At 69.7% G+C, this 26,010-nt stretch carries 24 protein-coding genes; 23 read left to right on the forward strand and 1 reads right to left on the reverse strand.

The features are described from left to right. The first annotated feature begins 7 nt into the window (after positions 1-7). The 22 genes from DW297_RS08475 to DW297_RS08580 all read left to right on the forward strand — a co-directional run bounded on the left by DW297_RS08475 (position 8) and on the right by DW297_RS08580 (position 23,998). Positions 8-1,420, forward strand: a complete 1,413-nt coding sequence (locus tag DW297_RS08475; protein WP_136031314.1) for a UDP-N-acetylmuramoyl-tripeptide--D-alanyl-D-alanine ligase — start codon at positions 8-10, stop codon at positions 1,418-1,420. Further along, positions 1,417-2,523, forward strand: a complete 1,107-nt coding sequence (mraY, locus tag DW297_RS08480; RefSeq protein ID WP_136031316.1) for a phospho-N-acetylmuramoyl-pentapeptide-transferase — start codon at positions 1,417-1,419, stop codon at positions 2,521-2,523. Before DW297_RS08475 ends, mraY begins: the two co-directional genes overlap by 4 nt. Beyond that, positions 2,513-4,048: a UDP-N-acetylmuramoyl-L-alanine--D-glutamate ligase gene (gene murD, locus DW297_RS08485; RefSeq protein WP_136031318.1), complete on the forward strand. Its 1,536-nt coding sequence runs from the start codon at positions 2,513-2,515 to the stop codon at positions 4,046-4,048. The genes mraY and murD overlap by 11 nt, the downstream gene beginning before the upstream one ends. Beyond that, positions 4,017-5,222, forward strand: coding sequence for a putative lipid II flippase FtsW (ftsW, locus tag DW297_RS08490; protein ID WP_136031320.1), 1,206 nt, complete (start codon positions 4,017-4,019; stop codon positions 5,220-5,222). Before murD ends, ftsW begins: the two co-directional genes overlap by 32 nt. Beyond that, the gene (locus tag DW297_RS08495; RefSeq protein WP_136031322.1) at positions 5,219-6,295 is read left to right on the forward strand and encodes a UDP-N-acetylglucosamine--N-acetylmuramyl-(pentapeptide) pyrophosphoryl-undecaprenol N-acetylglucosamine transferase; all 1,077 of its coding nucleotides are present in this window, start codon (positions 5,219-5,221) and stop codon (positions 6,293-6,295) included. The genes ftsW and DW297_RS08495 overlap by 4 nt, the downstream gene beginning before the upstream one ends. 42 nt (positions 6,296-6,337) lie before the next feature. Beyond that, positions 6,338-7,738: a UDP-N-acetylmuramate--L-alanine ligase gene (murC, locus tag DW297_RS08500; protein WP_136031324.1), complete on the forward strand. Its 1,401-nt coding sequence runs from the start codon at positions 6,338-6,340 to the stop codon at positions 7,736-7,738. 3 nt (positions 7,739-7,741) lie between these two features. Then, positions 7,742-8,659: an FtsQ-type POTRA domain-containing protein gene (locus tag DW297_RS08505; protein WP_136031326.1), complete on the forward strand. Its 918-nt coding sequence runs from the start codon at positions 7,742-7,744 to the stop codon at positions 8,657-8,659. A gap of 161 nt (positions 8,660-8,820) precedes the next feature. Next, positions 8,821-9,969, forward strand: coding sequence for a cell division protein FtsZ (gene ftsZ / locus DW297_RS08510; protein WP_136031329.1), 1,149 nt, complete (start codon positions 8,821-8,823; stop codon positions 9,967-9,969). An 8-nt stretch (positions 9,970-9,977) separates the two neighbouring features. Next, positions 9,978-10,673 (forward strand): YggS family pyridoxal phosphate-dependent enzyme, encoded by a 696-nt coding sequence (locus DW297_RS08515; protein WP_136031377.1) that lies wholly within the window; start codon positions 9,978-9,980, stop codon positions 10,671-10,673. A gap of 43 nt (positions 10,674-10,716) precedes the next feature. Beyond that, positions 10,717-11,190, forward strand: coding sequence for a cell division protein SepF (locus DW297_RS08520; RefSeq protein WP_136031331.1), 474 nt, complete (start codon positions 10,717-10,719; stop codon positions 11,188-11,190). A gap of 3 nt (positions 11,191-11,193) precedes the next feature. Then, on the forward strand, positions 11,194-11,493 hold the full coding sequence (locus DW297_RS08525) for a YggT family protein (protein ID WP_136031333.1): 300 nt from the start codon (positions 11,194-11,196) through the stop codon (positions 11,491-11,493). Between the two features lie 181 nt (positions 11,494-11,674). Next, entirely contained in the window at positions 11,675-12,268 is a 594-nt protein-coding gene (locus DW297_RS08530) for a DivIVA domain-containing protein (RefSeq protein WP_136031335.1), read from the forward strand. Positions 12,269-12,364: 96 nt separating this feature from the next. Continuing rightward, positions 12,365-12,925: a signal peptidase II gene (gene lspA / locus DW297_RS08535; RefSeq protein WP_240744563.1), complete on the forward strand. Its 561-nt coding sequence runs from the start codon at positions 12,365-12,367 to the stop codon at positions 12,923-12,925. Positions 12,926-12,927: 2 nt separating this feature from the next. Beyond that, entirely contained in the window at positions 12,928-13,848 is a 921-nt protein-coding gene (locus DW297_RS08540) for an RluA family pseudouridine synthase (protein ID WP_136031337.1), read from the forward strand. 56 nt (positions 13,849-13,904) lie between these two features. Then, on the forward strand, positions 13,905-14,477 hold the full coding sequence (locus tag DW297_RS08545) for a GNAT family N-acetyltransferase (protein ID WP_136031339.1): 573 nt from the start codon (positions 13,905-13,907) through the stop codon (positions 14,475-14,477). Positions 14,478-14,598: 121 nt separating this feature from the next. Then, positions 14,599-15,204 (forward strand): RNA polymerase sigma factor, encoded by a 606-nt coding sequence (locus tag DW297_RS08550; RefSeq protein WP_136031341.1) that lies wholly within the window; start codon positions 14,599-14,601, stop codon positions 15,202-15,204. Beyond that, positions 15,179-16,264, forward strand: coding sequence for a hypothetical protein (locus DW297_RS08555; RefSeq protein WP_136031343.1), 1,086 nt, complete (start codon positions 15,179-15,181; stop codon positions 16,262-16,264). Before DW297_RS08550 ends, DW297_RS08555 begins: the two co-directional genes overlap by 26 nt. A 70-nt stretch (positions 16,265-16,334) precedes the next feature. Next, positions 16,335-19,853, forward strand: coding sequence for a DNA polymerase III subunit alpha (gene dnaE, locus DW297_RS08560; RefSeq protein ID WP_136031345.1), 3,519 nt, complete (start codon positions 16,335-16,337; stop codon positions 19,851-19,853). A 68-nt stretch (positions 19,854-19,921) separates the two neighbouring features. Further along, positions 19,922-21,163, forward strand: coding sequence for a hypothetical protein (locus DW297_RS08565; protein ID WP_136031347.1), 1,242 nt, complete (start codon positions 19,922-19,924; stop codon positions 21,161-21,163). A gap of 1 nt (position 21,164) precedes the next feature. Then, the gene (hisD, locus tag DW297_RS08570) at positions 21,165-22,469 is read left to right on the forward strand and encodes a histidinol dehydrogenase (RefSeq protein ID WP_136031349.1); all 1,305 of its coding nucleotides are present in this window, start codon (positions 21,165-21,167) and stop codon (positions 22,467-22,469) included. Positions 22,470-22,479: 10 nt separating this feature from the next. Beyond that, positions 22,480-22,950, forward strand: coding sequence for a transcriptional regulator NrdR (nrdR, locus tag DW297_RS08575; protein WP_136031351.1), 471 nt, complete (start codon positions 22,480-22,482; stop codon positions 22,948-22,950). Between the two features lie 10 nt (positions 22,951-22,960). Next, complete coding sequence (locus DW297_RS08580) at positions 22,961-23,998, forward strand: quinone-dependent dihydroorotate dehydrogenase (RefSeq protein ID WP_136031352.1); 1,038 nt, start codon at positions 22,961-22,963, stop codon at positions 23,996-23,998. On the opposite strand, the gene DW297_RS08585 is transcribed toward DW297_RS08580, so the two are convergent. Beyond that, the gene (locus DW297_RS08585; protein ID WP_136031354.1) at positions 23,973-24,545 is read right to left on the reverse strand and encodes a DUF3043 domain-containing protein; all 573 of its coding nucleotides are present in this window, start codon (positions 24,543-24,545) and stop codon (positions 23,973-23,975) included. The genes DW297_RS08580 and DW297_RS08585 overlap by 26 nt on opposite strands. A gap of 45 nt (positions 24,546-24,590) precedes the next feature. Here DW297_RS08585 and DW297_RS08590 point away from each other — a divergent pair, with 45 nt between their 5' ends. Beyond that, complete coding sequence (locus DW297_RS08590) at positions 24,591-25,994, forward strand: dipeptidase (protein ID WP_136031356.1); 1,404 nt, start codon at positions 24,591-24,593, stop codon at positions 25,992-25,994. Positions 25,995-26,010: the final 16 nt, after the last annotated feature.

Genomic DNA, 26,010 nt, shown 5'->3' on the forward strand with positions numbered 1-26,010 from the left:
AGATGACATGATCGCCCTGACGCTCGCTGAGATCACCGCCGCTGTCGGCGGTGATCTGCGTGTGGCCGGAGAGCACACCCCCGAGACCGTCGTCGACGGCCTGGTCGACACCGACTCGCGCACCATGCGGCCGGGATCGATCTTCGTGGCGAAGCCCGGCGCGGAGACCGATGGACACCGTTTCGTCGGTGCGGCGGTCGAGGCCGGGGCCGTGCTCGCGATCGTGGAGCATCCGGTCGACGTGCCCGTCAGCCAGATCGTCGTCTCCAACGCCGTGGTCGCCCTCGGCGAGCTGGCGCGCGAGGTCGTGGGCCGCGTGCGCGCGGGTGGGGGGCTGCGTATCGTCGGCATCACCGGGTCCAACGGCAAGACCACGACCAAGAACTTCCTCGCACGCATCCTCGCCGACGAGGGGGAGACCGTCGCCCCGATCAACTCCTTCAACAACGAGGTCGGTGCCCCCGTCACGATGCTCCGCGTGACCCACGACACCCGGTACCTCGTGAGCGAGTTCGGGGCGGCCGGCCCAGGGAGCATCGCCCGCCTCGCCGGACTCGTCGAACCCGACCTCGTCGTCGTGCTCATGGTGGGGCTCGCGCACGCGGGCGGCTTCGGCGGCATCGAGGCCACGGCCAAGGCGAAGTCCGAGCTCGTGTCGGCGGCGCGGGTTCCGGGCACCGCCGTGCTCAACGCGGACGACCCCCGGGTGTGGGCGATGCGCGAGCTCGCCGAGCACCGCGGCCTCCGCGTCGTCGGCTTCGGTCAGTCCGACGCGGCCGAGGTTCGCGCCCACGACATCGTCGTGTCCGCCTCCGGGACGACCTGCACGATCGAGGTCGCGGGGGAGCGCCGCCCGCTGCGGCTCCGCGTGCTCGGCGCTCACCACGTGACCAACGCGCTGGCCGCCCTCACCGCGGCCGTGCAGCTCGGCGTGGCTCCGGCCGACGCGATCGCCCGCCTGGAGACCGTCGAGATCGCCGAGCGATGGCGCATGCAGCCGATGGGCAACGATCGCGTGCGCATCATCAACGACGCCTACAACGCGAGCCCCGACTCGATGGCCGCCGCTCTGCGCACGCTCGCGCAGATCACCGGCCCGGACGAGCGCACGGTCGCCGTCCTGGGGGCCATGAGCGAGCTGGGCGACAGCGCGGGCGAGGAGCACGACCGCATCGGCCTGCTCGCGGTGCGTCTCAACATCCGCCGCATCGTGGTGGTGGGCCCTGAGGCGCGCCGCCTCTACCTGGCCGCGGTCGGCGAAGGCTCCTGGGACAGCGAGGCCGTGCATCTGCCCGACCAGGATGCGGCGTTCGAGTACCTGCGCACCGAGCTGCGCGACGGCGACCGCGTGCTGGTGAAGTCATCCAACTCCGTGGGCCTGCGGCATCTCGGCGATCGTCTGGGAGAATTGTTCTCGTGAGGTCACTCATCATGGCGGCGGCGATCTCGCTCGCCTTCACCCTGTTCCTGACCCCCGTCTTCCTCCGGCTCTTCCGGAAGTGGGGCTGGGGGCAGGTCATCCGCACCCCCGAGTCCGTGCACAACCCCAGCCACGAGGCCAAGCGCGGGACCCCGACCATGGGCGGCGTGATCTTCATCCTCGGCTCCATCGTCGGCTACTTCACGGGCGTCCTGGTGAGCGGGGAGACGCCCGCGCTGTCGGCGATCCTGGTGATCTGGCTCATGGTGGGCTTCGGCGCGGTGGGCTTCATCGACGACTACATGAAGGTGCGCAGCCAGCGCAGCCTCGGCCTCTCCGGGTGGCGGAAGGTGATCGGCCAGCTCCTGGTCGTCATCCCGTTCGGCATCGTGGCGTTGAACTTCCCGAACCGCTGGGGTCAGACGCCCGCGAGCGCCTCGATCTCGCTGTTCCGCGACATCACCTGGCTCAACCTCTTCGCCTTCGGTGTGGTCCTCGGCTGGATCCTGTACCTGGCGTGGATCGCGATCATCGGCGTGGCCACGTCCAACAGCGTCAACCTCACCGACGGCCTCGACGGGCTCGCGGCCGGTGCCGGCGTGCTCGTCGTCGGCGCCTACAGCGTGATCGCGTTCTGGCAGTTCAAGCAGCCCTGCATCGGCGGCGACCCCGGCGCGCTCGGCGGATGCTACGAGGTGCGCGACCCCTTCAACCTGGCGATCATCTCGGCCTCGTTCGCCGCGAGCCTCATCGGCTTCCTGTGGTGGAACGCCCCGAAGGCGAAGGTGTTCATGGGCGACGTGGGCTCGATGGCGATCGGCGGCGTCGTGACCGCAATGGCGATCCTGACGCGCACCGAGCTGCTGCTCCTCGTGATCGCGGGCGTCTTCGTCCTCTCGTCCGGCTCGGTCATCCTGCAGCGGGCGTACTTCAAGGTCACGCGCGGCAAGCGGCTGTTCCTCATGAGCCCGTTCCACCACCACCTCGAGATGCGCGGCTGGTCGGAGGTCACGATCGTCGTGCGCATGTGGATCATCGCCGGCCTGCTCGCGGTCTCGGCGATCGGACTGTTCTACGTGGAGTGGCTGACCCGTGTCGGCTGAGCGTCTGGCCGGACTGACCAGCTGGAACGCGGACTGGTCGGGGCTGCGCGTCGCCGTGCTCGGACTGTCGATGACCGGCTTCTCGGTCGCGGACACCCTGGCGGAACTGGGCGCCGACGTGCTCGTGCTCAGCGAGTCGGCGGACGAGGAGTACGCGCGCCTGCTGCCCGTGATCGGCGCGACCCTCGAGCTGGGGTCGCTCGCCGAGGTGCCGGAGGCCCTGCGCGCGTTCGAGCCGGAGGTGGTGATCGCGTCGCCGGGCTTCTCGCCGTCGCACCCCGTGATCCGCTGGGCGCAGGACGCCGGCATCGCGCTCTGGGGGGACGTCGAGCTCGCGTGGCGGGTGCGGGACAAGGTGCTCCGCGCCGACGGGACTCCGGCCGACTGGGTGCTCATCACCGGCACCAACGGCAAGACCACGACCACGCAGCTCACCGCGACGCTGCTGGTCGAGGGCGGCCTGCGTGCGGCCCCATGCGGCAACATCGGGGTGCCCGTGCTCGACGCGGTGCGCGACCCGGCCGGCTTCGACGTGCTCGTGGTGGAGCTGTCGAGTCATCAGCTCTGGTACCTCGGGCTGTCGCAGCCGGAGGGGGAGCTGTTCCCGTACTCCGCCGTGTGTCTGAACCTCGCCGACGATCACCTCGTGTGGCACGGCAGCGCGGAGGCCTACCGCGACGCGAAGGCCCTGGTGTATCGCAACACGCGCGTGGCCTGCGTCTACAACAAGGCCGACGTGGCCACGCGCCGCATGGTCGAGGAGGCCGAGGTCGTCGACGGCGCCCGCGCGATCGGCTTCGACCTGGGCATCCCCGGCCCGAGCGACCTCGGCGTGGTGGAGGGGCTGCTCGTCGACCGGGCGTTCCTCGATGACCGCGCCCGCAGCGCCCTCGAGCTCACCACCGTCGCCGAGCTCGAGTCCGCTGGACTCTCGGCGCCGCACATCGTGCAGAACATCCTCGCCGCAAGCGCACTCGCCCGGTCGCTCGGCGTCGAGCCGGAGGCGATCCACTCGGCCCTGCAGGGCTTCCACCTCGACGCTCACCGCATCCAGGTGGTCGCGCGCCACGCCGGCATCACCTGGGTCGACGACTCCAAGGCGACGAACCCGCACGCGGCAGCCTCCTCGCTGCGGGCGTACCCCGGAGCGGTGTGGGTCGTTGGCGGTGATCTGAAGGGTGTGGACATCTCCGAGCTCGTGGCCGATGCCGGGGCGTCCGCCCGCGCGGCGGTCGTGATCGGTGTGGAGCGCGGCGATGTCGTGGCGGCATTCGGGCGACACGCGCCGGCGGTGCCGGTGTTCGAGGTCGACGCTGGCGACACTGGACAGGTCATGAACCGCGTGGTGGAGATCGCCGCGGGGATCGTCGAAGACGGGGGCACCGTGCTGTTGGCCCCGGCCGCGGCGTCCTTCGACCAGTTCTCCGGCTATGCGGAACGTGGCCGCCGCTTCGCCGAGGCGGTACGTGAGTGGATCGAGCGGGGGAGCGCCGATGACGCAGGTGGCTCGCCCTCCGCGCTCTGAGTCGGGCGGCCTCGCGGCCCGGGTGTCTCTGGGGCGCCGGTTCACGCCGGTGTCGACCGAGTTCCTCCTGATCGCGTCGACCGCGCTGCTCCTCACGATCTTCGGCCTGGTGATGGTGCTGTCGGCCACCAGCGCGACCGCCGTCGCGAACGACCAGAACCCGATGGACGGCGTGCTGCGCCAGGGCGTCTTCGCCCTGCTGGGCATCCCGCTGATGTTCCTCATCAGCCGTCTGCCGATCGCCTTCCTGAAGCGCATGGCCTGGCCCGCGCTGTTCGGGGCGGTCGCCCTGCAGCTGCTGGTGTTCACGCCTCTGGGCATCGCGGACGGCGGCAACCGGAACTGGATCCAGATCGCCGGGTTCCAGATGCAGCCGTCCGAGTTCCTCAAGCTCGCGCTGGCCCTGTGGATCGCCGCGGTGCTGCTGCGCAAGCAGACCATGCTGGGCACCTGGCACCACGTGTTCATCCCGGTCGTGCCGGTGGGCGCTCTCGCGATCGGGACCGTGCTGGCGGGCAAGGACCTGGGCACCGCGATGGTGATGGTCCTGATCCTGCTCGGCTGTCTGTTCTTCTCGGGCGTCAAACTCCGGCTCTTCATCATCCCGATGATCCTCGGCGTGGTCGCGGTGCTCGCGTACGCACTGTCCAGCGAGGATCGGATGCGGCGCATCACCGCGACGTGCGACGACATGGCGCTCTACTACACCGACTGCTATCAGTCGATCCACGGCATCTGGGGCATGGCCTCTGGCGGCATCTTCGGGCTCGGCCTGGGCAACTCGCAGGAGAAGTACGGCTGGCTGCCCGCCGCGGGCAACGACTTCATCTTCGCGATCGTCGGCGAGGAGCTCGGCCTGATCGGCTGCATCGTGGTGCTGGCGCTGTTCACGTTCTTCACGGTCGGCGCGTTCCACATCATCCGCAAGACGCCGGACCCCTTCATCCGGGTCGCCGCGGGCGGCATCACGGTGTGGATCGTGGGCCAGGCGGTGCTGAACATCGGTGTGGTGATCGGTGTCTTCCCCGTGATGGGCGTGCCGCTGCCGTTCATGTCGCAGGGCGGGACGGCGCTGTTCGCGGTGCTCGTGGCCTGCGGTGTGCTGCTCGCCTTCGCCCGGACGATCCCCGTCTCGGAGAAGCAGTCAGGTGCGCGGGGTAGGGTCGCTCGGTGACCTCGTATCTTCTCGCCGGCGGTGGCACCGCCGGCCATGTCAACCCGCTGCTCGCGGTCGCCGATGCGTTGCGCGAGCGTGACCCCGAGGCCACAGTCCTGGTGCTCGGGACGGCCGAAGGCCTGGAGTCGCGGCTGGTGCCGGAGCGCGGGTACGAGCTGCTGATCGTCGACAAGGTGCCGTTCCCGCGGCGTCCGAACGCGCAGGCAGCGGCGTTTCCCGGTCGCTTCCGTCGTGCGATCGCTCAGGTGCGTCAGCACATCCGCCGTCACCGCATCGACGTGGTGGTCGGCTTCGGCGGGTACGCCTCGGCTCCCGCGTACGTGGCGGCGCGCCGCGAACGGGTGCCGTTCGTGGTGCACGAGGCGAACGCCAAGCCGGGTCTCGCGAATGTGCTCGGCGCCCGGGCTGCCGCAGGGGTGGGCGTCGCGTTCGAGGGCACACCGCTTCGCCGTGGCGAGGTCGTCGGCATGCCGCTGCGACGTGAGGTGATCGCGCTCGACCGTGCCGCGACGCGTGCCGAGGCGGCGGAGCACTTCGGCCTCGACCCCGCACGACCCGTCCTGCTCGTGTTCGGCGGTTCCCTCGGAGCCCAGCGGCTGAACGACGCGATCGCCGATTCCTGGCGCGACATCCTCGACGCCGGGTGGCAGCTGCTGCACGTGACGGGGGAGCGCAGCGACCTCGAGGATCCCCGCGTGCCTGGCTATACGATGCGCCGCTACGTGGACCGCATGGACCTCGCGTTCGCGCTGGCCGATCTGATCGTGTCGCGGTCGGGTTCGGCCACCGTGAGCGAGGTCAGTGCTCTGGGCATCCCCGCGCTCTACGTCCCGTACTCGGTGGGCAACGGCGAGCAGCGGCTCAACGCCGGCTCGGCGGTGGCAGCGGGAGCAGCCGAGCTGCTCAACGACGCCACCTTCGACGGCGACGCGGTGCGGCGGCTCGTCGTGCCCCTGCTCGGCGATCCGGAGCGCATCGCGCGCATGGCGGCGGCCGCGGAGAACGTCGGTACCAGGAACGGTACGGAGAACATGATCCAGCTGATCGACCGTGCCCTCGGTGCGGCGTGACTCCGGCGTCCCGACCGGAACGAAAAGTAGACTGAAGCGGACATGATCAGACCCGACCTCTCCCTCCCCCTTCCCGAGACGATCACCTCCGCGCACTTCATCGGCATCGGCGGCTCCGGCATGAGCGGGCTCGCCAAGATGTTCCTCGACGCCGGCATCCGGGTGTCCGGAAGCGACCGCGCCGACAGCGACAACCTGCGTGCCCTGGCCGCCGCGGGCGCGACCGTGCACGTCGGTCACGACGCCGCGCACCTGGGCGACGCCGACACCGTGGTGCACACCGGTGCCATCTGGCCGGAGAACCCGGAGTTCGTGACGGCGAAGGATCGCGGTCTCCACGTCATCCACCGCTCGCAGGCGCTGCACTGGCTGATCGGATCGCGACGTCTGGTGTCGGTCGCGGGGGCCCACGGCAAGACCACCTCGACCGGGATGATCGTGACCGCGCTGCGCGAGCTCGGGGCGGAACCGCACTTCGTCAACGGCGGCGTGATCGAGCAGCTCGGAGTGTCCAGCGCCACCGGGAGCGGTGACCTGTTCGTGATCGAGGCCGACGAGTCGGACGGCACGTTCCTGCTGTACGACACCGCGGTCGCGCTCATCACGAACGTCGACCCCGATCACCTGGACCACTACGGGTCGGACGAAGCGTTCCACGACGCGTTCGTGCGGTTCGCCGACGCGGCCTCGGAAGCCGTCGTGATCTCCAGCGACGACCCCGGTGCGCTGCGGGTCGGGGCGGGGCTGTCCCACCCCCACGTGCTCACGTTCGGTGAGGCGGAGGACGCGGATGTGCGCCTGACCGACATCGTCACGGACGGACCGGTCGCGGCGACTCTGGTGTACGCGGGGGAGCAGGTGCGCATGCAGCTCGCCGTCCCTGGGGCCCACAACGCGATCAATGCGACCGGTGCCGTCGCGGTGCTCGTCGCGCTCGGCTTTCCGTTCGCCGACGCGGTGCACGCGATGGAGGGCTTCGCGGGGACCGTGCGTCGGCTCGAACGCCACGGGGAAGAGCGCGGCGTCACGGTGTACGACGACTACTCGCATCACCCGACCGAGGTCAGGGCGGCGCTGGAGGCGATGCGCACTCTCGCCGGCGACGGCCGACTGATCGCGATCCAGCAGCCGCACACGTACTCCCGCACGCAGCACATGTATCAGGAGTTCGCCGATGTGCTCGAGCAGCTGGCCGACCACACCGTGATGCTCGACGTCTACGGCGCCAGGGAGGATCCGGTTCCCGGTGTCACCGGTGAACTCGTGAGCGGTGCGTTCCACGACCCCTCGCGCGTGCACTTCGTGGCGGACTGGCAGCAGGCCGCCGACTACACGGCCTCGGTCGCGCGCGCGGGCGACGTGGTCGTCACGCTCGGCTGCGGCAACGTGTACCAGATCATCCCGCAGGTGCTGGAGTCGCTGCGTCGGACCGACGGGGCGTAGCGCATGCGCCGGCCCGCACCGCTTCCGAGCGCTCCGGATGCCCCGGAGCAGGCGCCCGCCGCGCCGGAACGGACTGCGCGTGCGCGTCGCCGTGATCCGGAGCCGCCGATCCCGCTCGTCGATGAGCCTGCGGGCGAGGCCGTGCAGGATGACGACGCGGAGCGTCCCACGTCGACGCGGGAGGTGTGGCGGGCGGCTCGCGCTCGTCGCAAGGCGCTGCGCGCGGAGATCCGCCGCTTCACGCAGCGGTCACGTCGGCGCCGGATCGTCTGGCTCAGCAGCCTGGGTGCCCTCGTGCTGCTGGTGGGCGGGAGCGTCGCGGCGGCATACAGCCCGCTGTTCGCGGTCGAGCGGATCACGGTCGCGGGGGCGACGACGATCGATCCTGCCGTGATCGAGGCGGCGCTGAGCGACCAGGTCGGCACCCCCCTCGCGCTCGTGGACACGAGTGAGGTGAAGGCCGCTCTCCTGGCGTTCCCGCTGATCGAGACGTACTCCCTGGAGGCGCGCCCTCCGCACGACCTGACCGTGCGCATCGTCGAGCGGACGCCCATCGGGGTGATCTCGTCGTCGGCGGGCTACACGCTGGTGGATGCGGCGGGTGTGGCGCTGTCGACGACGGCGGAGCAGCCCGCGGGTCAGCCGCTCGTGGAGACCGAGGGCGGGGTGGATTCGGCCGCGTTCCGCAGCGCCGGCCTGGTGGTGCGTGCACTGCCGGAGGGGATCCGCACGGCGCTGACGGAGGTGAGGGCGTCGACCGCGGACGATGTGACGCTCACCCTCAGCACCGGCCTCACGGTCGTGTGGGGGAGTTCGGAGGAGTCGGGTCTGAAGGCGCTCGCGCTGTCGGCGGCGCTCACCGCGAACCCCGAGGCGTCGTCGATCGATGTGACCTCGCCGGACGTCGCGGTCGTCGGCTGACGGCTTTCGGCGGGAATGGGGCGACACGCCCGTGTCGCTGCGCGCGCGCGGCCGGGCGGCGCTTACCTTCGATCTGAGAGAACGCAATACCGGGAAATACTTTACACCTCTAGTTGAGGTTTAAGGTTCCCATCCAAGGCTCGACTAATCGGAGGCCGGCCATGAGCCAGAACCAGAACTACCTCGCCGTGATCAAGGTCGTCGGCGTCGGCGGTGGCGGCGTCAACGCCGTCAACCGCATGATCGAGCTCGGGCTCCGCGGAGTCGAGTTCATCGCCGTGAACACCGATGCGCAGGCGCTGCTCATGAGCGACGCCGACGTCAAGCTCGACGTCGGCCGCGAGCTCACGCGCGGCCTCGGGGCGGGTGCCGACCCGGAGGTCGGTCGCCGTGCTGCGGAAGACCACGCGGAGGAGATCGAGCAGGCGCTGACCGGCGCCGACATGGTGTTCGTCACCGCCGGTGAGGGCGGTGGCACCGGAACCGGTGGCGCGCCCGTCGTCGCCCGCATCGCCAAGTCGATCGGCGCCCTGACGATCGGTGTCGTCACCAAGCCGTTCTCGTTCGAGGGTCGCCGCCGCCAGAGCCAGGCGGAGGCCGGCGTCGCCAAGCTCAAGGAAGAGGTCGACACCCTCATCGTGGTGCCCAACGACCGCCTCCTGGAGATCAGCGACCGCGGCATCTCGATGATCGAGGCCTTCGCGACCGCCGACCAGGTGCTCCTCGCCGGTGTCCAGGGCATCACGGACCTCATCACCACCCCCGGTCTGATCAACCTCGACTTCGCCGACGTCAAGTCGGTCATGCAGGGTGCGGGATCCGCGCTCATGGGCATCGGGTCGGCGCGCGGCGCCGACCGGGCCATCAAGGCCGCCGAGCTCGCGGTCGAGTCTCCGCTGCTGGAAGCCTCGATCGAGGGTGCGCACGGCGTGCTCCTCTCGATCCAGGGTGGCTCGAACCTGGGTATCTTCGAGATCCACGACGCCGCGGACCTGGTGAAGGAGGCGGCGCACCCGGAGGCGAACATCATCTTCGGTACCGTCATCGACGACACGCTCGGCGACGAGGTGCGCGTCACGGTCATCGCCGCGGGCTTCGACGGCGGGGAGCCGTCGCTGCGCCTGGACCCGATGGTCGTCTCCCGGCCGTCCACCGCATCGCTGCCGGAGGTCGCCCTCTCGGACGAGGCCGAGAAGCCCGCGGAGACGCCCGCCACCGAGTCGGCCCCGGCACCGCAGCGCACGCCGGCCACCAGCATCGAGCCGGCATTCGCCGACGACGACATCGACATCCCCGAATTCCTGAAGTGACGGCTCCGATGGGTGCTCCGGCGCCATCGGAGCTCGCGGCGCGGCTGTCGGCGATCGACGAACGGATCGCCGACGCCGCGCACGCGGCCGGTCGCGCACCGGAGGAGATCACCCGGATCGTCGTGACGAAGTTCCACCCGGCGGCTCTCGTGCGCGAGCTGCACGCCCTCGGCGTCTCGGCGGTGGGGGAGAACCGCCAGCAGGAGCTGACCGCGAAGGCCACGGAGCTCGCCGACCTCGACCTGCAGTGGCACTTCATCGGCCAGGGGCAGACCAACAAGGCGGGGGCCATCCGGCGCAGCGCCGACGTGGTGCACTCCGTCGACCGCGACCGCTTCGCCGACGCGTTGCATCGAGCGGCCGACGGCGACGATGTGGTCGACGTGCTCGTGCAGATCAATTTGACCGACGACCCGGGTCGCGGCGGTGTCGCACCCGACGCGGCGACCGCTCTGGCCGAGCACGTGCTGTCGCTGCCGTCGCTGCGGCTGCGCGGCGTCATGGCCGTCGCGCCGCTGGACGAGGAGCCCGCCTCCGCGTTCGCGCGGCTCCGGGGCATCGCCGACGGCATCCGCACGATCGAGCCGACGGCCACGTGGATCTCGGCCGGTATGACCGGCGACTTCGTCGAAGCCATCGCCGCCGGCGCGACACACCTGCGCATCGGTTCCGCAATCACGGGACCGCGCCCCGACCGGGGTTAACCTGTGACAAGACCAGCCCGAGACGTTCGAACCGGAGGACACGATGGGTAACCCGCTGAAGAAGACCATGGTGTATCTCGGCCTCGCCGACGAGGAAGAGGTCTACGAGGAGGAGACGCAGGCACCCGCCCGCGCCCACCGTGAGCGCGAGCGCGAGCGTGAGGAGCCGACCCCGGCCCCCGTCACGCCCCTCCGTCGTCCCGTCGCCGTCCGTCAGCCCGCAGCAGGAGCCGTGAACGAGATCCTCACCGTCCACCCGAAGCAGTACCGCGACGCGCAGCTCATCGCGGAGAACTTCCGCGAGGGCGTCCCGGTCATCATCAACCTCTCCCAGATGAGCGACGCCGACGCGCGTCGCCTCATCGACTTCGCGAGCGGTCTCTCCCTCGGCCTGTACGGCCGTATCGAGCGCGTCACCTCCAAGGTGTTCCTGCTCTCGCCGGAGAACATCGCGGTGTCCGGGCACGGGGGAATCGCGCACGCGGACGCCGAGTCCGCGGGCTTCGACCACTCCTAACCCGTGCAGCTGGTCTCGGTCCTCGCCAGCATCGTCCACCTGGTGCTGCTGCTGTACATCTTCGTGCTCTTCGCGCGGCTCATCCTGGACTACATCCCCCTGTTCAACCGGGAGTGGCGTCCGAAGGGATTCGGCCTCGTCGCCGCGGAGGCCGTCTACACGGTCACCGATCCGCCGATCCGGTTCTTCCGGCGGATCATCCCGCCGCTGCGCATCGGGCAGCTGTCGCTCGATTTCGGGTTCGCGCTCACCCTGCTGGTGGTGCTGATCCTGATGAACATCGTCCGGCTCTTCATCCGCTGACGCCGTGGCGTGTCGCGCCTCAGGGCGCCGGTGAGTTCGCCGAGCCTGGGTGTCGCGGCGTCGCGAGGCCAAGGCTCGGGGGCTATGCTGGCACCCAGGTGCGCGCCCCGGGTTCGCGCCACATCACGAACACGCCATACATCGGTACTGGCAATCGAACTCATCGAAAGAGGAGCCACCCATGGCACTTACCCCGGATGACGTCGTCACCAAGCAGTTCCAGCACGTCCGCTTCAAGGACGGCTTCGACCCGGACGAGGTCGACGACTTCCTCGACGAGATCGTCATCGAGTGGCGCAAGGCCCTCGAGGAGAATGCCGAGCTGAAGGCCAAGCTGGCCGCGTACGAGTCCGGTGCCGCGCCCGCCGCCGCCGAGACCCCCGCCCCGAAGCCGGTGGCCGCGCCCGCCGCCGAGGCCACGCCCGCCGAGCCCGCTCCGACCGGTTCTGCCACGGCGACCGCCGGGATCATCGAGCTCGCCCAGCGTCTGCACGACGAGCACGTCGCCGAGGGTGAGGCCAAGCGCAACGCGCTCATCGCGGAGGCGGAGACCGAGGTCGCTCGCATCCGCACCGAGGCCGAGGCCAAGCAGCGCGAGGAGTCGGCGCGTCTGGAGCGCGAGCGCAACACGCTCGAGGCCCGCATCACCGAGCTCCGCAACTTCGAGCGCGACTACCGTGCTCAGTTGCGTGGCTACATCGAGGGTCAGCTCCGCGACCTCGACGAGAAGTCGGCTTCCACGGACTCCACGCCCGTCTCCGCGATCGGCTTGTAAGGCGTCGCGTTGACAGGACGTCGTCCCCTTCGTCGGTCGGCGGCCGGCGCGCTCGTTGCGATTCTCGCAGCGGTCGTGCTGGCCGCCGATCAGTTTGTGAAGTACCTCACCATCGAGCACCTTCCGCTGCACGAGGTCGTCCCCGTGCTCGGGGAGTTCCTGCAGCTGTATTACATCCGCAACCCCGGAGCGGCGTTCTCGCTCGGGTCCGAGGTCACGTGGATCTTCACGATCGCCCTCGCGGTCGTCGCGGGAGTGATCGTCTGGAAGGCCTTCGGCCTGAGGTCCCGGTTGTGGGCCGTCGTCCTCGGCTGCCTGCTCGGCGGTGTGCTCGGCAACCTCAGCGACCGGCTGTTCCGCGAGCCCGGGTTCCCGGTCGGCCACGTGGTCGACATGATCTCCATGCCGTGGATGATGCCCGCGATCTTCAACGTCGCCGACATCTTCATCGTCACCGGCATGATCTCGGTGGCACTGCTGGTGGTGTTCGGCCTGCGCTTCGACGGCACCCGCGAGCGCGACCACGCGCCGGTGGAGACCGATGAGGACGCGGAGGCCGTCGCGGCCGAGCACGAGGCTGCGGTGAGTGAGAGCGACCGCGTCGTCGACGGACGCGCGTCGGCCGAGGCGGGGTCGTCGTCTCCCGAGGAGCGCTGAGCGTGGAGTCGCGCTCTCTCCCCGTCCCGGACGGGCTCGACGGCACGCGCGTCGACGCGGCCCTCGCGAAGCTGCTCGGCTTCTCGCGGACGTTCGCGGCGGAGGTCGCGGCGAGCGGCGGTGTGCGGCAGGACGGCGCGACGCTCGACAAGTCGGACCGTCTGCACGGCGGGGCCTGGCTCGAGGTGGAGTGGCAGCCCAGGGAGGCGCCGAGGATCGAGCCGATCGCGGTGCCCGAGCTGGGCATCGTGTATGACGACGACGACATCGTGGTGGTCGACAAGCCCACCGGGGTCGCCGCCCATCCCTCGCTGGGCTGGGAAGGGCCCACGGTCGTCGGGGCTCTGGCCGCCGCGGGTTTCCGGATCGCCACGAGCGGGGCTCCGGAACGGCAGGGCGTGGTGCATCGGCTCGATGTGGGCACGAGCGGGCTCATGGTCGTCGCCAAGAGCGAGAGCGCGTACACCGCGCTCAAGCGCGCGTTCAAGGAGCGGACGGTCGAGAAGATCTATCACGCGGTCGTCCAGGGACACCCCGACCCGCTCGTCGGCACGATCGACGCGCCCATCGGGCGCCACCCGAATCACTCGTGGAAGTTCGCGGTCGTGCCGGACGGCAAGCCATCGGTCACGCACTACGAGACGCTCGAGGCGTTTCCCGGAGCCTCGCTGCTGGAGATCCACCTGGAGACCGGGCGCACGCATCAGATCCGCGTGCACATGGCCGCGCATCGTCACCCCTGCGTCGGGGACCCGCTGTACGGCGCCGACCCCACGCTGTCCGCACGGCTCGGGTTGACGCGACAGTGGCTGCACGCCCACCAGCTCGCGTTCGCGCACCCGACCACCGGCGAGTGGGTGCAGTTCGAGTCGCCGTATCCGGCCGACTTCCGGCACGCGCTGGACGTGCTGCGCGGGGAGTAGCGGCTGCCCCGGGGTGCCGCGCGCGCGGTGTCGGTGGTGTGCGCCACACTGACCGCATGAGCATCGTGGTGCGCCCCGCGACCGTCTTCGACGACGTCGCGACACTGGTGGGTCCGAAGAAGCCGACGTCGAACGTCTGCTTCTGCCTCAGCTATCGGATCGGCAACAAGGAGAACGTGTCCCTGCGCGGGCAGGCTCGTGCGGATCGCGTGCGCGAGCTGTGCCACCAGGACCCCCCGCCGGGCGTCATCGCGTATCTCGACGATGAGCCCGTGGGGTGGGCGGCTCTGCATCCCCGGCGTGACACCAGCTTCGCGCGCAATCGCCTCATCCCGCACGTCGACGATCTGGACGTCTGGTCGCTGTGGTGTTTCCGCGTGCGCCCGGGATTCCGCAAGCAGGGTGTCTCGCACGCGCTGATCGACGGCGCGGTCGCGTACGCCAGGGAACGCGGGGCTCCAGCGATCGAGGGATATCCGGTCGACAACGCGGGGGAGAAGGTGAACCTCACGATGGCGTACGTGGGAACCCGGTCCCTGTTCGAGGGTGCCGGCTTCACGAAGGCCGCCGACACCGGGTCCGTGCTCGACGGGTTCCCCCGGGTGCTCATGCGTCTCGACCTGCGGTGACGGGCCGTCGTGGAGTGACCGACCGGGTGAGTGAGGACCGGGGAACGCGCGGCGGATCGGTCGTCGACGGGGCGCCGCGACGAGTTTCGAACCGGATCGTGCTTCTGAGGCAATACATAGTGTGAGCACAGACAGCGAGATCATTCAGCGGTCGCTCGGGCACCCCCGGGCGTTCGCCGAACTGTTCGACAGACACGCCGGCGCGGTGGGTGGCTATGCCGCCCGCCGCCTCGGGATGGATGCCGGAGAGGACGTCCTCAGCGAGACGTTCCTCGTCGCCTTCGCGCGGCGGTCGTCGTTCGACACGTCCTGGGACTCCGCACTCCCGTGGTTGTACGGCATCGCGTCGCGGCTGATCAAGAAGCACAGGGCGCGCGAGGCGAAGCACCTGCGCTCGGCGGCGCAGTCGGCGGCGCGTGAGGAGCACATCGCTCACGGCGACCTCGACGGGACGATCGCCCGGCTCGACGCCGAGCTCTCGACCCGTCAGCTCGCCCCGCTGATCGCCGCGCTGTCGGCGAAAGACCGCGAGACTCTTCTGCTCTACGCCTGGGGCGACCTGAGCTACGAGGAGATCGCGCTCGCCCTCGGCGTTCCCGTGGGAACGGTGAGGTCCCGCATGAACCGGGTGCGGACACGGTTGGATCCGGCGCGCGCCCGCGGTCGGAACACGATGGTCACGGAGAAGAAGGGAGAAGTCGATGGACGTTTTCGAGCGCGTGCGTGAGGTCAACCGGGGGGCCGGCCTCAGCGAGGAGCACCTGACGTCGGCCAGGGCGCGGCTTCTCACGGGGATCGACGCGGGGGTGGCGGCCGAGCGGTCACGGAGGGTGCGCCGGCCGCTGTTCCTCGTCGCCGGGGCGGTCGCGGGGGTCGCGGCCGCCACGGCCGGGGTCGTGATGCTGAGCCAGCTGACGGCACCGGAGCCGCGCGTGGAGGCCGTGCCGGTGCAGACGCTCGATCCGCGCCCGCACGGCGACCCGCTGCCGCGTCCGTCGGCGACGTCGGGGACGGGTGCGACCGAGCCGTTCCCCGGTACGACCCCGCAGGCGGGGCAGTATCTGCAGATCCGCTACACCAGCGACGCGCTCTACTTCCGGGATGGTGTGGGGGGCGTGTTCCGCTGGCCGCGGAGCGGCGACCCGCAGACCATCTCGGCCGCCGTGATGCGCTCGCACGCAGTGGACTACGTGCCGGCCGACCGCGCCGGCACGTGGGTCAGCCGCTATGGGCCCTCGATGGAGCGCGTCGAGCTGTTCGGCACCGATACCGAGGTGATGCGATGGACGTGGGACAGCCTCGCGCCGTACCGGCCAGAAGTTTCTGAGCTGCAGTCGGTCGGCGGGCGGCAGTACGGTGACCTGCCTCCGGTCGGTGGCCCCGGCTACTACGACGCCGCGCCCCGGGATCCGCAGGGGCTGCTCGACTACTGGTCGAGTTTCTTCGCCGAGGCCGGCGGTGCGCGCGATGACTCGGTGCTCATGGAGATCCTCAGCCAGCTGAAGCAGAACATCGCGCCCCCGGACGTGCGGTCGGCGTATCTGTCCGCTCTGCAGCTCACGGGACGTGCCACGGTCGACTCGACGGCGGGTTCGGAGGTGACGTATCGCGTCGAGTTCACCGATATCGACGCGCGGACCGAGACGATCACGATCGACAGCACCACGGGATGGGTCGTCGAGTCCGCGATCTGGTACGTGAAGCAGTCCGGGCACGATCTCGTGCCGTCGGGTGTGCCGGACGAACGAACCACCTACGACGTGTCGATCGTCGACGCGATCCCCTGACAGCCACGGCGGCCCGGACACGGGCCCCGGCACCGATCTCGGTGTCGGGGCCCCGCCGTAGACTCGGAACATGGCATCCGATTCCTTCGTCCACCTGCATGTGCACAGCGAATACTCGATGCTGGACGGCGCAGCGAAGATCAATGCCATGACGCAGGCGGCGGCCGACTACGGCATGCCGGCGATCGCCGTGACCGACCACGGCAACACGTTCGCGGCGTTCGAGTTCTACCGGGCGGCGCAGGCCGCGGGCATCAAGCCGATCGTCGGGCTGGAGGCGTACGTCACCCCCGGCACGCACCGCAGCGACAAGACCCGCGTGCAGTGGGGCTCGCCCGATCAGAAGAGCGACGACGTCTCGGGGTCCGGCGCGTACACCCACATGACCATGTGGAGTCAGAGCACCGAGGGGATGCACAACCTCTTCCGGCTCAGCTCGCTCTCGAGCATGGAGGGCTACTACTTCAAGCCCCGCATGGACCGCGAGCTGCTGCAGACCTACGGCAAGGGCCTCATCGCGACGACCGGGTGCCCCTCGGGCGAGGTGCAGACGCGTCTTCGTCTTGGGCAGTACGACGCGGCGCGGGCGGCGGCGGCGGAGTTCCAGGACATCTTCGGCAAGGAGAACTACTTCGCCGAGATCATGGACCACGGCCTGTCGATCGAGCGCCGGGTGATGACCGACCTGCTGCGGCTGGCCAAAGACCTGGGCATCCCGCTGGTGGCCACGAACGACTCGCACTACACGCACCAGCACGAGGCCGACGCGCACGAGGCGCTGTTGTGCGTGCAGTCGGGGTCAACGCTCGACGACCCGAACCGCTTCAAGTTCGACGGCGACGGGTACTACATCAAGACCGCGGCCGAGATGCGGCAGCTGTTCCGCGATCACCCGGAGGCGTGCGACAACACGCTGCTGATCGCCGAGCGCTGCGAGGTGGAGTTCAACACCTCCGCCAACTACATGCCCCGCTTCCCCGTGCCGGACGGCGAGACCGAAGACAGCTGGCTCATCAAGGAGGTCGAGAAGGGCCTCCACTACCGCTACCCGAGCGGTATCCCCGACCGGGTGCGCAAGCAGGCGGAGTACGAGACCGGCATCATCCTGCAGATGGGGTTCCCTGGCTACTTCCTCGTCGTCGCCGACTTCATCAACTGGGCCAAGGACAACGGCATCCGCGTCGGTCCCGGCCGAGGCTCCGGCGCCGGATCGATGGTGGCGTACGCGATGCGGATCACCGACCTCGACCCCCTGGAGCACGGTCTCATCTTCGAGCGCTTCCTCAACCCGGACCGCGTCTCGATGCCCGACTTCGACGTCGACTTCGACGACCGCCGCCGTGGCGAGGTCATCGAGTACGTGACGGAGAAGTACGGCTCCGAGCGCGTGGCGCAGATCGTGACCTACGGCACGATCAAGTCCAAGCAGGCGCTCAAGGATGCCGGCCGCGTGCTCGGGTTCCCGTTCAGCATGGGGGAGCGTCTGACCAAGGCCATGCCCCCCGCCGTCATGGGCAAGGACATGCCCCTCGACGGCATGTTCGACTCCGCGCACCCGCGCTACAAGGAGGCGAGCGAGTTCCGGGCGCTGATCGAGACCGACCCCGAGGCGAAGACGGTGTTCGATCGCGCGCTCGGGCTCGAGGGCCTCAAGCGCCAGTGGGGCGTTCACGCTGCCGGTGTGATCATGTCGTCGGAGCCGCTGCTCGACATCATCCCCATCATGCGCCGCGAGCAGGACGGGCAGATCGTCACGCAGTTCGACTACCCGTCGTGCGAGACGCTCGGCCTGATCAAGATGGACTTCCTGGGGTTGCGCAACCTCACGATCATCTCGGACGCGCTCGACAACATCCGCATGAACCGAGGCGAGGAGCTCGACCTCGAGCACCTCGGACTCGACGACCCCGCGGTGTACGAGCTCCTCGCGCGCGGCGACACCCTGGGCGTGTTCCAGCTCGACAGCCCTCCGCTGCGGTCGCTCATGCGCCTGATGAAGCCGGACAACTTCGGTGACATCTCGGCCCTCATCGCGCTGTACCGCCCGGGCCCGATGGGCGCGAACTCGCACACGAACTACGCGCTGCGCAAGAACGGCCAGCAGCAGATCACGCCGATCCACCCGGAGCTCGAAGAACCCCTGGCCGAGATCCTGGAGGAGTCGTACGGCCTCATCATCTACCAGGAGCAGGTGATGGCCATCGCGCAGAAGGTCGCCGGGTTCAGCCTCGGTCAGGCCGACATCCTCCGTCGCGCGATGGGAAAGAAGAAGAAGTCCGAGCTGGACAAGCAGTACGAGGGCTTCGCCGGCGGTATGAAAGAGCGCGGCTTCGGCGAGGGCGCGATCAAGGCGCTGTGGGACATCCTCCTGCCCTTCTCCGACTACGCGTTCAACAAAGCGCACTCCGCCGCGTACGGTCTCGTGTCCTACTGGACCGCGTACCTGAAGGCGCACTACCCGGCCGAGTACATGGCGGCGCTGCTGACGAGCGTCGGCGACTCGAAGGACAAGATGGCGCTGTACCTGAACGAGTGCCGCCGCATGGGTATCCGGGTGCTGCCGCCCGACGTCTCGGAGTCGATCAACTTCTTCGCCGCCGTCGGCGACGACATCCGCTTCGGTCTGGGAGCGGTGCGCAACGTGGGCACCAACGTCGTCGACGGGATCGTGCAGGCCAGGAAGGATGAGCGCTTCACGTCGTTCCACCACTTCCTCGATAAGGTCCCGCTGCATGTCGCCAACAAGCGCACCGTGGAGTCACTCATCAAGGCGGGCGCGTTCGACTCGATGGGCGACACGAGGCGTGCGCTGCTGGAGGTGCACGAGGACGCCGTGGAGGCCGCGGTCGACCGGAAGCGCAACGAGGCTCAGGGCGCGATCGGGTTCGACTTCGACAGCCTGTACGACGGGCTGGAGGAGGTCGCGCCGGCCAAGGTCCCCGCTCGACCCGAGTGGATCAAGAAGGACAAGCTGGCGTTCGAGCGGGAGATGCTCGGGCTGTACGTGTCCGACCATCCGCTCGCGGGCCTCGAGGTGCCTTTGGCGAAGCACGCGTCGATCTCGATCCATGACCTCAACAACTCGGAGGACCTGCAGGACGGCGACCAGGTGACGGTCGCGGGCCTGGTCACGAGCGTGCAGCACCGGGTGGCGAAGGCCAGCGGAAACCCGTACGGCATGATCACGGTCGAGGACTTCAACGGCGAGGTCACCGTGATGTTCATGGGCAAGACGTACACGGAGTTCCAGCACACCCTCCAGCAGGACGCGATCCTGGCCGTGCGGGGGAGGGTGTCGCGCCGCGACGACGGCCTCAACCTGCATGCCCAGTCGGCCTTCGCACCCGATGTGGGCTCGTTCGACGCCGCAGGCCCGCTGTCGCTCGTGCTCGCGGAGCAGCGCGCCACCGAGCGCGTGATGCACGAGCTCGCCGAGGTGCTGCGACGGCACAACGGCGAGACCGAGGTGCTGCTTCGGGTGCACCGCGGCGGGACCGCGAAGGTGTTCGAGGTCCCGATGCCGGTGAAGGTGTCGGCCGACCTCTTCGGCGACCTCAAGTCACTGCTCGGCCCGACCTGTCTGGGGTGAACGGGTAGGATCGGGAGCCGTCGACAGCACCGCCACGGCCAGAGTGCGCCGGTGATGAAAGGACCACTATGAGCACGGAACTTCCCGAGCCGGATGCCGCCGACGCGGTGTTCAGCGACGAGGACGGCGTCCTCTACGACGACGAAGTGACCCCGGAGTACGGCATCCTCGGCTTCACACTGCGTGAGCTGTTGATCGTCGGCGTCTGGCTGGTGTCGTTCCTCGTCTCCTTCTTCCCCCTCAGCGGCGGCGTCTCGCTGTGGGGCATCGGCATCCAGTGGATCCTGCCGATCGGCGTCCCGACGGTGGCCGTGTTCCTGCTGGTGCTGCGCCGGTTCTCTCCCGACGGCATCCGCCGCGTGGGCTCGTTGGGCATCGATCAGTTCGCCTCCGTCGCCTTCGCCGTATCCGCGTGCGTGTGGGCGGGCAACCTCTGGCTGGCGGTGTCCGCCGCGATCGCCACGGGTCAGTGGGGTCTGCCGTGGAACGCGCTCGTGCAGGTCATCACGTCGGTGGCGCTGGTCGTCCTGACCGTTTTCGCACCGCTGATCCCGGGGCTGCGTGAAGACTTCCAGGGTCGGCTGGTGACTCTCGCCCACCGGAACGCGAATCCCGTCCGGCCGGTGATCGCCCGTCCGCGCCCGGAGTCGACGTCCGGGAAGACTCAGGACGAGGCGGCGGTAGGGTCGCGGGAGGAGTCCGACGCGGACGCGGTCATCGACACCGGACCCCCCACCAGCCCGGACACCGCAACCGACGCCGTCACCGACGTGGTACCCGATGCGGGCGATGGAGATCGGCGTCACGACGACACCGACTCGTACCCGGCCGACTACTCGGACCGGATCCCGCTCACTGCGCACGCGTCGGGCGGAGGCACGGGGACGATACCCGTGACCGACGAGGAGGAGTACACGCCGAGCTACTCCCGGCGTTCCCGGGCCGAGCAGCCCGAGATCGTCTCCGACACCGGGAGCATCGAGTCGCTCCTCGGCACGACCGCTCGGGAGGAGACAGGAGCGGTCGATGTCCCCGACGATGCCACGGCCGTCCATCCGATCGTCGCGGACGAGCAGGACGACGACGTCGAGGCTACGATCCCCCGCCAGTACACGGAGGCGGCGCAACCGTTCTGGATCCTGGCGCCCACCGAGCGCGATGTGCACGACGAGCGCGGCGAGCCGATCTTCCGGGTGGGGCCGACCGCGTGGGCGCTGGTGATCGAGGATCGCGGAGGGGCCTACGTCGTTCGCCATGACGACGGCCGCATCGGATACCTCCACGACATCACCGACATCACGAAGGGCTGACATGCGCACGATCGATCTGCGGGGGCGCGAGCTCTCGCCCGCGGACATGCTCGCGGCCGTCCCCCGCGCCACGCAGGCGCGCGCGGAGGCGCTCGACACCGCGGCACGCCTCGTCGAGGAGGTGCGGGAGCGCGGTGAGGGTGCGCTGCGGGAGCAGGCGGAGCGGTTCGACCGGGTCGTCGGGCACGAGGTTCGCGTGCCTGAGGCGCACATGACGCAGGCCCTCGACTCGCTCGATCCGGCAGTGCGGGCGGCGCTCGACGAGGCGATCCAGCGCGTGCGCTTGGCCTCAGCCGCTCAGGTCCCGGCCTCGCAGGTCACGACCATCGGCGCGGGTGCCACGATCACTCAGCGGTGGCAGCCCGTGCACAGGGTCGGTGTCTACATCCCCGGCGGAAAGGCCGTCTACCCGTCGAGCGTCGTCATGAATGTCGTCCCCGCGCAGGTCGCCGGGGTGCAGCAGATCGCCCTGGCCTCGCCGCCGCAGGCGGATCAGGACGGTCGTGTCCACCCGACGATCCTGGCGGCCGCGGCTCTGCTCGGAGTGACCGAGGTGTACGCCATGGGAGGTGCGGGAGCGATCGGTGCCTTCGCGCACGGTGTCCCCGGTCTCGGCCTCGATCCCGTCGATGTGGTGTCGGGCCCCGGCAACAACTACGTCGCCTCGGCCAAGCGGGCCGTGGCGGGTGTCGTCGGAACGGACTCCGAGGCTGGAGCGACCGAGATCCTCGTGGTCGCGGATTCCACCGCCGATCCGCGTCTCGTCGCCGCCGACCTGGTCAGCCAGGCCGAGCACGACGAGCAGGCGTCGGCCGTGCTCGTCACCGATGCGGAGGGACTCGCGGACCGGGTCGTCGCCGAGGTCGAGCGGCTCACCGCGGCGACGCGCCACAGCGCACGTGTCGCTGCCGCATTGGCTGGTCCGCAGTCCGCGGTCGTCCTGGTCGACGACCGCGCGATGGCGGTGGCGTTCAGCAACGCGTACGCGCCGGAGCACCTGGAACTGCACCTGTCCGACGCCGAGCAGGCAGCGGCGGCGTTCACCAGTGCCGGCGCGGTGTTCGTGGGCGACCACACCCCGGTGAGCCTCGGCGACTACATGGCGGGGAGCAACCACGTGCTGCCGACCGGCGGCCAGGCGCGCTATGCACCGGGCCTCGGCGCCTATACCTTCCTCCGTCCGCAGCAGGTCGTCTCCTACGATCGCGCCGCCTTGGCCGCGGTTCGCGAGGGGGTCGTCGCCCTGGCGAACAGCGAAGCGCTGCCCGCGCACGGCGAGGCGATCGAGGCGCGGTTCACCGCGTAGGATCGGTCAGATGCACTGCCCCTTCTGCCGTCACCCCGACTCCAGGGTCATCGATTCCCGCACCAGCGACGACGGACTCTCGATCCGCCGTCGCCGACAGTGTCCGGAGTGCGGAGGACGGTTCTCGACGACGGAGACGGCCAGCCTCAACGTGATCAAGCGCTCGGGCGTGATGGAGCCGTTCAGCCGGGAGAAAGTGATCTCCGGCGTGCGAAAGGCCTGTCAGGGGCGTCCGGTGACGGAGGCCGACCTGGCGATCCTCGCGCAGCGCGTGGAAGAGGCGGTGCGTCAGACCGGGGTGTCCCAGCTCGATACCAACGAAATCGGCCTGGCAATCCTGGGTCCGCTGCGTGAGCTCGATGAGGTCGCGTTCCTTCGATTCGCGAGCGTCTATCAGGCGTTCGACTCTCTGGAGGACTTCGAGGCGGCCATCGTCGATCTCCGCGCTGACCACGCGAAGGCGGAGGCGGGCGACCGGTAATCTGGCAGGGATGTATCCCCTCCTCTTCCGCGCCGTCCTGTCGCGCTTCGATCCCGAGTTCGCCCACCACGCCGGCATGGCCGTCATCCGTGCCGTCGGTGTCCCGCCGCTGTCCTGGGCGACCCGCGCGATGACCAGGCCGGATCCGTCACTGCGTGTGGAGGCGCTGGGCCTCACGTTCCCGTCGCCGTTCGGTATCGCCGCGGGCTTCGACAAGAACGCGGTCGGCGTACGAGGTCTCGCCGCGCTCGGCTTCGGACACGTCGAGGTGGGCACGATCACGGCGATCCCGCAGGACGGGAATCCGAAGCCCCGGCTCTTCCGCCTGATCGCCGACCGTGCCGTGATCAACCGGATGGGCTTCAACAACAGGGGAGCGGACGCCGCGGCCCGTCGTCTGGCCCGGCTCCGGCGGGGCGCGCCGGACACGGTCATCGGGGTCAACATCGGCAAGAGCCGCGTGGTCGATGTCGAGGACGCGATCGCCGACTACGTCGCGTCAGCCACCCGGCTCGCGCCTCTCGCCGACTACCTCGCGGTGAACGTCTCCTCTCCGAACACTCCGGGCCTTCGCGGGCTTCAGGCGGTGGAGACGCTGGCGCCACTGCTGCGCGCCGTCCGCGACGCTTCGGGCTCGACCCCGCTGCTGGTCAAGATCGCGCCCGACCTCGCCGATGATGAGATCACCGCGATCGCGCAGCTCGCCGTGTCGGAGGGACTCGCGGGGATCATCGCCCACAACACCACGATCAGCAGGGACGGGCTCGTCACCGATGCCGCGACGGTCGAGGCTGCGGGTGCCGGCGGGCTCTCCGGTGCTCCGCTCAAGCGGCGCTCTCTCGAGGTGTTGAGGGTCGTCCGTTCCGCGGTGCCCGAGGACTTCTGCGTGATCGCGGTCGGCGGAGTGGAGACGGCCGCCGACGTGCAGGAGCGTCTGGACGCTGGAGCGACCCTGGTGCAGGGGTATACGGCGTTCCTCTACCGCGGCCCGTTCTGGGGTCGCGAGATCAACCGCGGGTTGGTCAGTCGGGGTACTGCCCGCGCTTGACCTGCGGCTTCGGCAGGCGCATGAACCGCATCTGCAGTGCGCGCATGCCGGCGTACCATCCGAGGCCCTTCTCGACGCGGTCGGCGCCGAACTTCGCGGCCGCCTTGCGCTTGACCCGAAGGCCGAGCAGGATCATGCCGCCGATCGCGATGACGAGGTACGCCATCATGAACAGGTACGCGTAGAACGAGATCATGAGGTTCGTCGGCAGGAGTGACGCCAGGATCACCAGCACCATGACGCCCATGACGAACTCCGCCGGGTGCCAGCCCGCGTCGACGTAGTCGCGCACCCAGCGCCGCTGCGGGCCCTTGTCGCGCACCGGGAGGTACTTCTCCTCCCCGGCGGCCATCCCCGCCTGGGCGCGTGCGCGCCGCTCGTTCAGCTCGGCCCGGGCGGCCGCCTTCGCCTCCTTGGTGTTGGCCACCAGCGGCCGACGTCGCGCGGCCTCCTGCTCGGCGCGGGTCGGCGTGGCGCGCCCCTTGCCGACGGCGGGCGTCTGCGGGGCGTCGTCGTTCGTCGAAGGGGAGACGGGGGTAGTGGCCACGGGTTTCCTCGGTTCGCTGAAGATGGTCACCTTAAGATTACCCGCATGACCTCACCTGCACTTCCCAGCGAGTCCGACGCCGCCGTCCTCGAGGCCGTGGCCACCGGCATCCCGTCCGCGCTGTCCGATCTGGGGCACCTGGTCCGCATCCCCGGCATGGCCTGGCCCGCGTTCGATCAGACGCAGCTGGAGCGCAGTGCGGACGCCGTCGCGACGCTGGCCAGGGACACGGGGGTGTTCGACGAGGTGCGTGTGCTGCGTGCCGCGATCCCGGGCACCGATGAGCACGGACAGCCCGCGGTGCTCGCGACCCGCGCTGCTCGCAACGGCAAGCCGACGATCCTCCTCTACGCCCACCACGATGTGCAGCCCCCCGGCGACGACGCCCTCTGGGAGACCCCGCCGTTCGAGCCGACGGTGCGCGACGGCCGCCTCTACGGACGCGGGGCCGCCGATGACAAGGCGGGGATCATGGCCCACATCGGTGCGATCCGCGCGGTGTCGTCGGTTCTCGGTGCCGACCTCGACCTCGGGATCGCGATGTTCATCGAGGGGGAGGAGGAGTACGGCTCCCGCTCGTTCGCCCAGTTCCTCGCCGACAACAAAGACGCCCTCCGCGCCGACGCCATCGTCGTGGCGGACTCCGGCAACTGGGATTCGGTGACGCCCGGGCTTACCGTGTCGCTCCGGGGGAACGCCCGGTTCACGATGAAGGTCCGCACGCTCGACCACGCGTCCCACTCCGGGATGTTCGGTGGCGCGGTGCCCGACGCGATGATGGCCACCGTCCGGCTGCTCTCGACGCTTTGGAACGCCGACGGATCGGTCGCCGTCGAGGGTATGACGAGCCGCGAGGCGGAGACGCCGGAGTACGCGGAGGCGACCCTGCGCGACGAAGCGGGTCTCCTTCCCGGCACGATGCCGATCGGCGACGGGACGATTCTGAGCCGCATCTGGAACAAGCCGTCGGTGACCGTCATCGGCATCGACGCGACGAGCGTTTCGGCCGCGTCGAACACGCTGCTGCCGGAGGTCACCGTCGTGATCAGCGCGCGGGTGGCACCCGGGCAGACGGGGCAGGAGGCGTATGACGCGCTGGAGCGGCATCTGCGTGCCCACGCCCCGTTCGGCGCCGAACTGTCGTTCTCCGACGTCGACCTGGGCAACCCGTTCCTCGTCGACACCAGCGGCTGGGCGGTCTCGCTCACCCGCGACGCGATGCGCGACGGCTACGGCGTGGCGCCGGTCGACCTGGGAGTCGGCGGGTCCATCCCGTTCATCGCCGACCTCGTCCGCGAGTTCCCCGACGCGCAGATCCTCGTGACGGGAGTGGAAGACCCGCATTCCCGCGCGCACAGCCCGAACGAGTCGCTGCACCTGGACACCTTCCGTCATGCGGTCGCGACCGAGGCGCTGCTGCTGGCACGGATGAACGCCGTCGAGCTCTGAGCCCGTCGCGGGAAGC

The organism is Microbacterium sp. PF5 (assembly GCF_004794315.1).
Classification (GTDB): domain Bacteria; phylum Actinomycetota; class Actinomycetes; order Actinomycetales; family Microbacteriaceae; genus Microbacterium; species Microbacterium sufflavum.